Source organism: Bacillus sp. N447-1, from assembly GCF_022701035.1.
GTDB classification, from domain to species: Bacteria; Bacillota; Bacilli; order Bacillales; family Bacillaceae_G; genus Bacillus_A; species Bacillus_A cereus.
In genome coordinates this window covers 2,659,769-2,672,465 of the sequence record NZ_CP065509.1, presented here as the reverse complement: position 1 = coordinate 2,672,465, position 12,697 = coordinate 2,659,769, and the positions used below count along the sequence as shown (strand labels likewise).

The window sequence follows — 12,697 nt, the reverse complement described above, 5'->3', positions numbered from 1 at the left end:
AATAAGAGTAGACTTTGAAGTAGATGAATAAGAAACACATGGGAGTTTGTGGATACAAACTGAGAGTATGGCTACTAGTCCGTCATTGACCATTTGAACCTGTTGGATAATGCCAGCGTAGGGAGAGTGTAAAAGCACATATTCAGGCACTTTGCGTACGCGCAAAGTGTCTTTTTGTGTATCTCCCATCATTATAGTTAGGAGATGAAAAGGATGAATATGAAAGAAATTAGTAAAGTAGTGGATTTGGTGAGAGAATCTAATCCGCTTGTTCATAATATTACAAATGTTGTTGTAACAAATTTTACTGCTAACGGTTTGTTGGCACTTGGGGCATCGCCTGTAATGGCGTATGCAAAAGAAGAAGTGGCAGAAATGGCTAGCATTGCTGGAGCGTTAGTATTAAATATGGGAACACTTCGTCCTGAAGAAGTAGAAGCGATGTTACTTGCCGGTAAATCAGCAAATGTGAACAATGTACCAGTACTGTTTGATCCAGTTGGTGCAGGAGCAACATCGTATCGAACAGAAGTTGCGAGACATATTCCGGCTGAAATTGAATTAGCGAGTATTCGCGGAAATGCAGCTGAAATAGCGAACGTTATTAATGAGAGATGGGAAATTAAAGGGGTAGACGCTGGTACTGGAAATGGCAATGTTGTAAGTATTGCAAGGCAGGCAGCAGATGAACTAAATACAGTTGCGGTCATTACTGGAAAAGAAGATGTTGTTACAGATGGAGAGAGAACTATTGTTATTCGAAATGGTCACCCTATTTTAACGAAAGTTACGGGAACAGGTTGTTTACTAACTTCTGTAATAGGAGCATTTGTAGCAGTGGAAAAAGATTATGTAAAAGCAGCAGTAGCAGCATTAACGTTTTATGGTGTAGCTTCGGAACTGGCAGCTGCTAAGACCGTGGAAAAGGGACCTGGTAGTTTCCAAATTGAATTTTTAAATCAGTTAGCGAATACTACTTCTAGTGATATTGAGAAGTATGGAAAGATTGAGGAGTTAGAGTAAGAGGGAGTGAAAGAAATGGCACGCATTGAAATAGATAAAATGTCTAAGCTATTGCAAGTGTATTTTATTATGGGAAGTAATAACTGCACGAGGGATCCTTTAGCTGTATTGAAAGAAGCGTTAGATGGTGGAGTGACAATTTTTCAGTTTCGCGAGAAGGGGGAAGGTTCTTTAATCGGAGAAGATAGAGTGCGCTTTGCAAAAGAATTGCAGACGCTTTGTAATGAATATAGTGTTCCTTTCATTGTAAATGATGATGTAGAATTAGCCATTGAATTAGATGCAGATGGTGTTCATGTAGGACAAGATGATGAAGGAATTACATCTGTTCGTGAAAAAATGGGAGATAAAATTATCGGCGTATCTGCTCATACAATTGAAGAAGCACGCTTTGCAATCGAAAATGGAGCAGATTATTTAGGCGTTGGACCTATTTTCCCAACGAGTACGAAAAAAGATACGAAAGCGGTTCAAGGAACGAAAGGATTAGCTTATTTTAGAGAACAAGGAATTACAGTGCCAATCGTTGGTATTGGTGGGATTACAATTGAAAATACAGCGGCAGTTATAGAAGCGGGTGCGGACGGTGTTTCAGTTATTTCAGCAATTAGTTTAGCTGAATCTGCGTATGAAAGTACGAGAAAATTAGCTGAAGAAGTAAAGAGAAGTTTGTAGGGAAGGACGTGTAGTATTTTAAGTGCTACATGGAGAAATAGACTGCCCCAAAATTTAAACAAACATTTGATTAAAAAAGCACAAACCTTTTTAAATAAAGGTTTGTGCTTTTTCTTTAAAACATAATTGAAATTAAGAGCATTCCAATTCCGATAGAAGTAAATGTTGCGATTAAGCCAGGAATCATAAAACTATGATTTAATACGTATTTACCGATACCTGTTGTACCAGTACGGTCAAAGTTAATAGCAGCAACGATTGTTCCATAGTTTGGAATGAAGAAATATCCATTTACTGCAGGGAACATAGCAATCAGTAGCGCTGGTGGAATGCCAAGAGATAGTCCAAGTGGCATTAAGGCACGTACTGTTGCAGCTTGGCTGTACAGTAAAATAGATAGAATGAATAGTGCGATGGCAAATAGCCAAGGTGCACTTGTTACTAAATGCTGAATGGATCCTTGAATCATATTTAAGTTTCCGTTAAAGAAAGTATCTCCCATCCAAGCGATACCGAAAATAGCAACAACTGCTGTTGCTCCTGCTTTAAAGACGTTACCAGACACAATGCTTTCTACATTTGGTTTACAGAAAATAATAATAAGAGCCGCGATAGTTAACATAACCATCTCAATTGTGTTCGGCATGGAAAGACGAGCTAACTTCCCATCAACTATCCATCCTGGACGAAGTGCTTCAAATGAACCAAGAAGTACAACAAGGAAGGTTCCTACTAGGAAAAGGATAACTGATAATTTTGCGCCCTTTACACCTACAAATGCTTTTTTCTCTTCAAGCTTAGGAATCATTCCTTCTTTTAATCGTTTTAAGTATTCAGGGTCTTCATTTAATTCTTTTCCCATCTTACTAGCAACGAATGCAGCTATCATACAAGCGATGAAAGTAGAAGGGATACTTACTTTTAAAATATCTAATAAGGTGATTTTATAGTCAGCTAACATTGCTAAAAGAGCAACTGTGGCAGCTGAAATTGGACTAGCTGTAATTGCTTGTTGAGAAGCGATTACGGCAATCGACATTGGGCGTTCCGGTCTAATCCCTGATTCACGAGAGACCTCTGCAATAACAGGAAGTACAGAATAGGCAACGTGACCAGTACCTGCACATAGTGTGAATAAATAAGTAACAATTGGAGCAAAAAAAGTAATACGCTTTGGATTTTTTCGTAATGCCTTTTCAGCTAGATGAACAAGATAGTCCATTCCTCCAGCAGCTTGCAAAGCACCAGCAGCTGTAATTACTGCCAAAATCATAAGCATTACATCGATAGGAGGCGCGGTTGGTTGTAGGTGGAAGACAAAAACGAGTATTGCCATACCAACTCCACCCATTACTCCTAAACCAACTCCGCCTAGGCGTGCACCAATAAAAATACAGAGTAACAAGGTAAGAAATTGTAGCCAAAACATGATAAACTACCTCCGAAATTCATTAGTTAAGATATATTCGAATAGTTTAATTTGAATGAAAATTAAATAAATACCCGAAGAAATCCTTGTTATTTATACATTTTTTATTATATAACACAAAAAAAGTAACATTCACGTACTTTTTGAAATTATTTCGAAAAAGCAATGCATTAAAAATTTGTATTTATATCTCTAAATAAGTAGACATTTTGATTTATATGTTGTAATCTTTGAAAGAGAATAAATTAATTCTCATAGAACTCCCATATCGTTCAACTCGTTCAGCGAGAAAGGCAAACTGATGGAAACATGAGGACGCAAAACTACAGGAGCTAAGGTCGAAAGGCTACGCTAGCCAGTTACCGGACGGATAGGGTTGGTCTTGGCCAATGCTTTTACATTGGCTTTTTTTTATTCTCGAACATATTGAGAAACATTTTCAAACAAAATATCCATATATTTTGTTTTTTTGTTTGTGTTGATTAAGGAAGGTGGATATTAATGAAAAAATATTGGCATAAGTTATCGTTCCTTCAAAAGAACGTCTTATTAACCGTATTAGTTATTTTGACACTTGTTGGAAGTATGGGTGCATTAAGTTTCAATATGTTTCAAAATAGTATGATGTCTTTATTTGAAAGGCAGTCTATTGAAACAGGAGAAATAGTATTGAAAAAACTGGATGTAGAATTAGTTAGAGACATGGCGAAAGATCCTACAGCCGAAAAAGTGAAAAAAGAAAAGTTAACAGAGAAATTAGATGAAGTATCAAAAGAATTGAAAAGCGTTGGACAAACGTATGTTACAGGAGCAAAGCCGAATGAAAAGCGAGAATTACAACTCGTTGGTTTGACTACAGAGTTAACAAATGCGTTTCCTATAAAGCCGGGAGATTATTATGAACAACCCGCTCATTGGATGAAGGCATACGATAAAGTGATTGATACGAAAAAGGCTCAAATGACAGAAGTATATGAAGATGAAATAGGTTCGTGGGTGACAATATTAGAACCAATTACAGATGGAGAAAACAATATTATTGCAATTGTTGCCGCTGACTTAGATGCTTCCATTGTTCCTATTACAAAAGAGAAGTTTATGATACAGGGTTTACTCTTTATCATTATTTCATTAGCAATTGCGACTATTACTCAATTCTTTATCGTGCGTCACTCGCTAGCTCCATTAAAAGATTTACGAGAAGGGTTACGTAAAATTGGTGAAGGTGACTTGAGTATTAAATTAAAAGAAAGACCAGATGATATTGGAATTATTAATGTTTATTTCAATAACACGATTGAAAAGTTTAAAGGGATTATAGATAAAGTAAGGCAAACTGCTGAGCAAGTTTCTTCTTCTTCACAAGAATTGTCGGCGAGTACAGAGGAAAACAGCATGGCAGTTCAAGAGATTGCAAGTTCTATTGAAGGTTTAAGAGTAGGGGCACAGTCTCAAAAAACTTCAGTACAACAATGTTTAGGGATTGTACATGGAATGGAAGATAAGGTAGAAGAGATAACTGGGGCTGCGAAACAAGTTGCGATTGCTTCTGAAGGTATGGAGCAACATTCAATTGAAGGTAATGAAGTGATTGGACAAATTATTAATCAAATGAGTTTAATTCAAAATGCAGTACAAGATTTATCTTCCATCATTTATTCGTTAGAAACAAGGTCAAAAGAAATTAGTGATATCGTAACTGTAATTACAGGTATTTCAAATCAAACAAATTTATTAGCTTTAAATGCTTCTATTGAGGCTTCACGTGCTGGAGCAGCTGGAAGAGGGTTTGCAGTTGTTGCTGATGAAGTACGAAAATTAGCAGAACAAACTGAAGCGTCTGCAAAAGATATAGCGAAATTAATTGGTGAAACACAAGCTGAGACAGAAGATGCTGTAGTTTCCATGCAAAAAGGTTCAAAAGAAGTAGAAACTGGAATTTCACTTGTTCAAAGTAGTGGAGATTTCTTCGAAAAAATCTCCAAATCAGCGCAATCTGTTACAGATCAAGTAAAAGCTGTTTCGGGTAATTCGAGTGATATTTTACAAAATAGCCAGAATATCGTTCAAGTCGTAAATGAATTATCACATATTGCAAATACTTATGCCAACAGCAGTAGTAATGTTGAAGAAAGCATGAAAGAGCAAGAAATATCAGTACAAGATATTGCAGAATTAGCGACTTCTTTAAGTTGGCTCTCTCAGGAATTACAAGAGCTTATTGGTGAGTTTAAAAGCGAATAAGGAGAAAGTTCAATTCTAATCAAGGGGGTATCTCCGCTACTGATTATGAATTGAACGAATCTGCCCTTTAATAAGGGATAAAAAAGGTGTGAATTTTCACACCTTTATTATATTTAAGAGAGGAATTTACATAAATATGAAATTAGCAATTTCTTATAGTGAGATGGTAAAAGAATTTTTAGGAAAAGTAGAAGGAAGTATTAAAATACCTAAAGATGTGCAAGGAACAGAACTTAGGATAAAAAGGAAAACGGAACTGTTTTCAAATTTGACTCACATTGTAGATTTAATAGGAGCGACTGCAACGTGGTTATATCATATTTCTAAAGAAAAACATATTGTCGTGCTTTATCATGTAAGAGGAAGTTTATTTCCGATTACTATTGAAGTTTCTAATTTTCTCTCCTATGAAAGTTTAAATTTACAAATTGAAGAGCAACTGGAGCAAATTAAAGAAATGAATGAGGAAGAAATAGAAGAGTTTCAAAACGGTAATACGTTATATGAAATGTCACCTATTATTATTGGTGAAACATATTATGAGCTAAAAGACACGAATACATTACAATTTGTATTTAGTAAAAATATGCAAAGTGTAGAAATAATATTTAATAGTGTTAATTGGAAAGAGACAACAATTACTCGTTATGCACAACAAATACAAGGTGTTTTAATTAATAAATCACAAAATAATAATAATCATATAAATAATTTTAATGTTATTACAGAGGCCGAGATGGCACTTTATAGTCAAGTGAATGATACGACAGCAGTATATCCTGAGAAAAGTATCGTCGATATGTTCTATAATACTGTTACTCAATTTCCAAATCGTATAGCTTTATCTTCAAGGGAAGGTACTTTAACTTATGAGGAGCTAAATAAAAAAAGTAATCAAATAGCTCATATGTTAATTAAAAACGGCGTCCAATTAGGAGACTATGTTGGAATATTTATGAAACGTAGCATAGACACAGTAGTAAGTATGGTAGCTATATTAAAAGCTGGTGCAGCGTATGTTCCGATTGATCCGGATTATCCGGAAAGTAGAATACAGTACATTATTCAAGATAGCCAAGCGAAAGTTATATTGATGAAAGAGACGCCTATAACATGTGATGGGGTTCAAACAGTTTCAATGTATGATAGTGAAACTTATGAAGATACAGATGTAAAGTTGTCTATTCATTGTGATGATGTAGCTTATATGATTTATACATCTGGTTCAACAGGGAATCCAAAGGGAACGATGTTAGCTCATAGAGGCGTTGTTAATCTGTATACTTGGATGAAAAAGCAATATGAATTGACAGAAGAGGATGTATTTGCCCAATTTCCTTCCTTTAGTTTCGATGCTTCTGTATGGGAGTCATTTGCTTCTTTATTCTGTGGAGGAAACTTATATGTACTATTAGAGGAAGAGCGATTGTCTGTAGAAGTATTTGCAAATGCAATCTATAAAGTGAAAGCAACTTCAATCTTGGCATTAGCAACAATTTTTGTTCGACAAGTAGCAACTTATTTAGCAGAAGAAGATATATATAAGCTAGCTTCCCTAAAAAGAATTGCGATTGGCGGTGAAATGTTGCCTGTAGAGGTTATTAAATTGTGGAGAGAAAGAATAGGTACAAATGTTGAAATTCATAATGTATACGGACCGACAGAATGTACTGTAGTGACGACAACCTATAAAATACCTAGTCAGTTAAATGAGGATGTTGCGAGTATTCCCATTGGTAAACCATGTGCTAATTATCAAGTTATGATTTTGGATGAGAATATGAATCTTTGTCCAATTGGTGTACCTGGTGAATTATATATAGATTCAGTGGGATTAGCAAAAGGGTATTTTAATAAGCCTAATAAAACAATTGAAGCTTTTATTCCGAACCCTTTTAATCCTATAGTTAATATATATAAAACAGGTGATATCGTTAAGTTGCTAGAGGATGGAAATATAGAGTTTTTACATCGGAAAGATGATCAAGTAAAAATTAGAGGACATCGTATTGAACTAGGCGAAATCCAAAGTAAAATTTCTCAAAATCATAATATAAAAGAAAATGCTGTTTTTGCTAAGAAGAGTAAGGAAGGTAGCCAATATTTAATCGCGTTCTATACAACTTTAAATAAAAAAGAAATACCAGAATTAGTTTATCAGTTACAAGAGCAATTACCAGATTATATGGTGCCATCTAAACTAATTTATATTAATGAATTACCACTTACACCTAATAAAAAGATTGATGTTAAGAAGTTAGCTCAGTTAGAAGAAAAGTATGAACCGGTTCGGCTACAAGAATATGTTGCACCTTCTAATAAAGCAGAAAAACAAATAGCGAACGCCTGGGCGGAAGTATTAGGAATTTCAAAAGTTGGAGTGCATGATGATTTCTTTACAATTGGTGGACATTCATTAAAAGTATTACGAGTCTTAACATTGTTAAAAGAAGATTTCTCACATTTAACAATTCAAGATTTCTTTAAAGAAAGAACGATATATGGATTAGCTCGAATTGAGCGAGAAGTAAAAGTAGAGAAAGAAGAAGTATTTCGTGAATATAAAGTGATTCACGAACCAGATACTATCACGTATGCAAACGTTTTGGAAGAAAACCAGATTTCAAATGTCTTTTTAACAGGAGCTACTGGTTATTTAGGATCACACATATTATATGAATTGTTGAGAGATACATCTGCTACTATTTATTGTTTAGTAAGACCAACTAAAGATGTGCAGCAAAGAATTATACATACATTAACAGGCTACTTTAATGATATATGTGAAGAATGGTTACAGCGTATACAGGCCGTAGCTGGTGATCTTGGAGAAGAGTATCTTGGGATGAGCGAAGAAGAATTTATGTTCATCAGTTCTAAGATGGATACGATAATTCATTGCGGTGCAGATGTAAGACATTTTGGAGATGTAAAACAATTTGAAAATATAAATGTCCAAGGAACTAGCCGTATGCTAACATTAGCGGAGAAAGGTGCTACATTCCATTTTATTTCTACAATTGGTATCCCGTTAGAATTAGCGGTAGATCAATGGGATACATACATGAAAACTGGTGATTTTAATTACAGTGTAGACTTAGAGAATGTATATTCAAATAGTAAACTACAAGCGGAAAACATTGTTCGTGAAGCAATGAAAAATGGTTTGCGTGGAAATATTTATCGTGCAGGTAATTTAGCATGTCATTCAGAAACAGGTTCGTTCCAACAAAATATTGAAGGAAACGCATTTTATCGTCTTATTAAAACAATGCTATTAATTGGGAAAGCACCAAATGTGAAGTGGAAAGTTGATTTCACACCAATTGATTTTGCTAGTAAATCAATTGTATCGTATTTGCAAGATGCGCAAATTATAGGAGAGACGTTACATATTTGTCATCCACATCAAATTGAGTTTGAACAATTTATACAGCTAATTGGAGAGTGTGGATACAATCTTGAAATGGTTCCACTTTCAGAATATGTAAATACCGGACTTGCATTAGCGAAGGGAAATGAAGTAATAGCAGAGTTAATTGCTTCTCAAGTTGCAGGAGATGGAGCGCAGCAATCTGAAATTGTAATGGGTACGCGTAGAACGAATAAATGGATTAAGAAAAAAGAATTGATAGTACCAGCAATTAATAAAGAATTTATTCAGCAGTTATTAGCTCATGGTGAAAAAGTTGGTTATTTTCCAAAAATAATGAAATGATTATGCATGCTTTTGTTTGTTCAATAAAATAAATCATGCTACAATGAAAACGAATTAAGGACCGGGGAGCCAATTGGCTGAGAGGATGTAAGTAAACATCGACCCTCAACCTGATCTGGATAATGCCAGCGTAGGGAGTTACTTAAAGTGATGTAGCATATGTTATTCTGTAATAACTTGCATACAAGGCTTTCCTACGCAGTAGGAAAGCCTTTTCTTATTTTTGAAATTTATTTTTATAAGGGGGATTTTATTATGTCACAACAAGTTACAATGTCATTTTCAGTAGTACCACAAGCAAAAACGAAAGATGTATATTCTGTTGTCGATAAAGCAATTGAAGTTGTGCAACAATCGGGAGTTCGTTATGAAGTAGGGGCAATGGAAACAACTTTGGAAGGAGAATTAGATGTACTTCTTGATGTCGTTAAACGTGCGCAACAAGCTTGCGTCGATGCTGGAGCAGAAGAAGTGATTACTTCTATTAAAATCCATTATCGTCCAAGCACTGGTGTAACGATAGATGAAAAGGTTTGGAAGTACCGTGATGAATATGCAAAACCAGAAGCAATCTAAACTTATTACAACTATTTGGCTTATCCTTCTCATTGCGATATGGGAAGGATCTGTTTCATTATTTAAAATCGAACCGTGGATTTTACCAAAGCCTTCTGCCATTGTTCAAGAATTAATTGGGATGAAAGATTTACTATTACCAAATACGATGCAAACACTGCAGGAAGTTATAATTGGACTATTCTTTGCAATTTTATTGGGGACGAGCATCGCAATTATTATGGACGTTATACCGTTATTTCGTATTTTAATAAATCCATTGCTCGTTATTTCGCAAACAATTCCAATTGTTGTACTTGCACCGCTATTTATTATTTGGTTTGGATATGGGATGTTGCCGAAAGTAATGGTCGTAATACTCGTTTGTTTCTTCCCAATTGCGCTTAGTATTTTAGAAGGTTTTCAAACAGTAGATAAAAACATGTTGAAACTGTTACAAACAATGAAGGCGACAAAATGGCAAGTTTACCAGAAAGTAAAATTTCCAGCAGTGCTTCCATACTTTTTCTCAGGTTTAAAAATTGCAGTTACATATAGCGTAATGGGGGCAATTATCGGAGAATGGCTCGGTGCAAGTGAAGGATTAGGCGTTATGCTTACGAGGGCTACAAAATCCTTTTTGACTGCCCGAGTATTTGGTGTTGCAGCAATCATCGTTATGGTGACATTATGCCTGTATTTTATCGTAGAGTTTATGGCAAGAATAACAGCACCATGGATATATAGAAAGGACGGCAGAAAATGAAAAAAGGTTTGAAAGTTATGTTAGCTGCCTTAGTAGCGGTAGGTGTGGCTGGATGTAATCCGGCAAAGAAAGAAGAAAGTGCAAGTAAAGATCAAAAAGTAAAAGTAGTATTAGATTGGTTTCCAAATACGAATCATACTGGCTTGTATGTAGCGCAAACGAAAGATTATTACAAAAAGCAAGGATTAGATGTAGAAATTATTCAACCAGGTGACAATGTAACAGCAGAGCAAATGATAGCATCAGGAAAAGCAGACTTCGCAATAAGCGCACAAGAAAATGTAACGTTAGCTCGTGTGGAAGGAATTCCTGTTGTATCTGTAGGAGCGATTATTCAGCATAACACTTCAGCGTTTGCATCGCTTAAGAAAGATAATATGACGTCACCGAAAGATTTTGAAGGTAAACGTTACGGCGGCTGGGGAGGACCAGCGGAAGAAGCGACATTAAAGACGATTATGGATAAACATCAAGCTGATTTTAATAAAGTTGAAAAAATCATCTTAGGACAAACAGATTTCTTTAAATCAATCGGTCGTGATGCAGATTTCGAATGGATTTATTACGGTTGGGATGGTATTGAAGCGAAGCGCCAAGGAAAAGAGTTAAATACGATTATGGTGAAGGACTTAGATCCAGCGCTTGATTTCTATAGTCCTGTTATTATTACGAGTGAAAAACATACGAAGCAAGATAAAGACTTTGTGAAAAAGTTTATGAGTGCAACGACAGAAGGTTATAATTTTGCAATTAAGGAACCGAAAGAGGCTGCTGATATTTTAATTAAAGCTGTTCCAGATGTAAATAAAGATTTAGTTCAAGAAAGCCAAAAATGGTTAAGTACGAAGTATCAAGATGATGCTAAAGCATGGGGAGTACAGAAGGAAGAAATTTGGACGAATTACATGAATTTCTTATATGACAACAAAGTTATTAAAAAGAAAATCGATGTAAAAGATGCTTTTACAAATGAATTCCTTCCAAGTGAAAAATGAGCGGATTACAAATAAAAAATATAGTGAAATCTTTTGACGGAAAGAATGTATTAGAGAATATTAGTGCCTCTATACAAGAGGGAGAGTTTGTTTCCTTTGTAGGACCAAGTGGTTGCGGGAAAAGCACATTATTAAACATGATTGCAAATGTTGAAAAACCAACAAGCGGGAACGTAACGTATAACGATAAGCAAGTACAAGAGCAAGATGTTGTTAGTTATATGCCACAACAAGATTTATTACTACCGTGGCGATCAGCTTTGCAAAATATCGTTCTTCCGTTAGAAATTGAAGGAAAGCCGAAAAAACAAAGGCTGACAGAAGGAATGGAAGCATTAAAGCAGTTCCAACTAGATGAATATGCAGACCATTATCCAGATGAATTATCTGGTGGTATGCGTCAAAGAATTAGTTTTCTGCGCACATATTTATGTGAAAAGCCAATTATGCTGCTGGATGAGCCTTTTGGTAAATTAGATGCATTTACAAAAATGGAAGTACATAGCTGGCTTTTAAACTCTTGGCATCAAGAAAAGCAAACAATCGTTATGGTGACACATGACTTAGATGAGGCAATCTTGCTTTCAGATCGCGTATTTATTTTATCTCAAAGACCAGCGTCAATAGTTGGCGAGGTACAAGTGAAATTACCTAGGCCGAGAACGATGGATATGTTAACATCACTCGAATTAAAAAAGGATAAAGAAGAGATTTTAAGTGTGTTAGCTCCTTATATGAAAAAATAGAAAAAGCTGATGTTTTAATTTTAGACGAACCGACTAATCATTTGGATGTAGAAACTAAGATGGCTTTACAGGAAGCGTTACAACAATACAAAGGAACGGTTTTAATTGTCTCACATGAACCTTCTTTCTATGAATCGTGGATAACAAAAGTATGGAATATAGAAGATTGGAATACTGAACAATATGAATAAAGAAAAGGCATTAGCTTTTAGGAGCTAATGCCTTTTCTTTGTGATTAACATGATTTTCGAGAACTCTTACATGAGAATTGTATGAAGAAGCACTCTTATGGTGCGCTTATAAGCGTGCTTTTTCTTTTGTTATATTTATAATACGAAAGCCTTTCCCTAACAGGTGACTATCTTTCTTTATATATATAGATAGTTCAAAATGGAATGAAAATAATTCCTTTATGTAAAGGATAATATGGATATTATAGGAAGACAATAGAAATTAAAGGGAATTCATGTAAAATTCAAATGAACTTCATATAAACTTCATATTAGAAATTAAATATAATTATAATAGGTTATTATGATATTTTTG

At 35.0% G+C, this 12,697-nt stretch carries 9 protein-coding genes, 1 pseudogene and 3 riboswitches; of the genes and pseudogenes, 9 read left to right on the top strand and 1 reads right to left on the bottom strand.

Features of this window, described 5'->3' with window-relative positions; all coding sequences use genetic code 11:
- Window positions 1-28: 28 nt before the first annotated feature.
- Window positions 29-141, top strand: a riboswitch (TPP riboswitch).
- Between the two features lie 72 nt (window positions 142-213).
- Window positions 214-1,023 carry a hydroxyethylthiazole kinase gene (gene thiM / locus IQ781_RS13470; RefSeq protein WP_001056115.1) on the top strand — a complete coding sequence of 270 codons (810 nt, stop codon included), beginning with the start codon at window positions 214-216 and terminating at the stop codon, window positions 1,021-1,023.
- 15 nt (window positions 1,024-1,038) lie between these two features.
- A complete protein-coding gene (thiE, locus tag IQ781_RS13465) occupies window positions 1,039-1,698 on the top strand; it encodes a thiamine phosphate synthase (protein ID WP_000090962.1) in 660 nt (219 codons plus the stop codon).
- A 115-nt stretch (window positions 1,699-1,813) separates the two neighbouring features.
- Here thiE and IQ781_RS13460 read toward each other — a convergent pair whose 3' ends face one another.
- Window positions 1,814-3,127 carry an anaerobic C4-dicarboxylate transporter family protein gene (locus IQ781_RS13460; RefSeq protein WP_000498700.1) on the bottom strand — a complete coding sequence of 438 codons (1,314 nt, stop codon included), beginning with the start codon at window positions 3,125-3,127 and terminating at the stop codon, window positions 1,814-1,816.
- A 282-nt stretch (window positions 3,128-3,409) separates the two neighbouring features.
- Window positions 3,410-3,494, top strand: a riboswitch (cyclic di-GMP riboswitch).
- Window positions 3,495-3,628: 134 nt separating this feature from the next.
- On the opposite strand from IQ781_RS13460, the gene IQ781_RS13455 reads away from it, so the two are divergent.
- From IQ781_RS13455 to IQ781_RS13425, 7 genes and pseudogenes are all read left to right on the top strand, one after another.
- Window positions 3,629-5,371 carry a methyl-accepting chemotaxis protein gene (locus tag IQ781_RS13455; protein ID WP_139847037.1) on the top strand — a complete coding sequence of 581 codons (1,743 nt, stop codon included), beginning with the start codon at window positions 3,629-3,631 and terminating at the stop codon, window positions 5,369-5,371.
- A 136-nt stretch (window positions 5,372-5,507) separates the two neighbouring features.
- Entirely contained in the window at window positions 5,508-9,089 is a 3,582-nt protein-coding gene (locus IQ781_RS13450) for a non-ribosomal peptide synthetase family protein (protein ID WP_139847038.1), read from the top strand.
- 52 nt (window positions 9,090-9,141) lie between these two features.
- A riboswitch (TPP riboswitch) is annotated at window positions 9,142-9,243 on the top strand.
- Between the two features lie 101 nt (window positions 9,244-9,344).
- Window positions 9,345-9,665, top strand: a complete 321-nt coding sequence (locus IQ781_RS13445; protein WP_000082906.1) for an MTH1187 family thiamine-binding protein — start codon at window positions 9,345-9,347, stop codon at window positions 9,663-9,665.
- Window positions 9,637-10,410: an ABC transporter permease gene (locus tag IQ781_RS13440; protein WP_001057166.1), complete on the top strand. Its 774-nt coding sequence runs from the start codon at window positions 9,637-9,639 to the stop codon at window positions 10,408-10,410. The genes IQ781_RS13445 and IQ781_RS13440 overlap by 29 nt, the downstream gene beginning before the upstream one ends.
- A complete protein-coding gene (locus IQ781_RS13435) occupies window positions 10,407-11,405 on the top strand; it encodes an ABC transporter substrate-binding protein (RefSeq protein WP_000715573.1) in 999 nt (332 codons plus the stop codon). The genes IQ781_RS13440 and IQ781_RS13435 overlap by 4 nt, the downstream gene beginning before the upstream one ends.
- Window positions 11,402-12,151: an ABC transporter ATP-binding protein gene (locus IQ781_RS13430; protein WP_000016088.1), complete on the top strand. Its 750-nt coding sequence runs from the start codon at window positions 11,402-11,404 to the stop codon at window positions 12,149-12,151. Before IQ781_RS13435 ends, IQ781_RS13430 begins: the two co-directional genes overlap by 4 nt.
- Window positions 12,148-12,342 (top strand): annotated as a pseudogene (locus IQ781_RS13425) (P-loop NTPase family protein); the annotation flags it as partial. The gene IQ781_RS13430 and the pseudogene IQ781_RS13425, both read left to right, overlap by 4 nt.
- Window positions 12,343-12,697 lie beyond the last annotated feature (355 nt).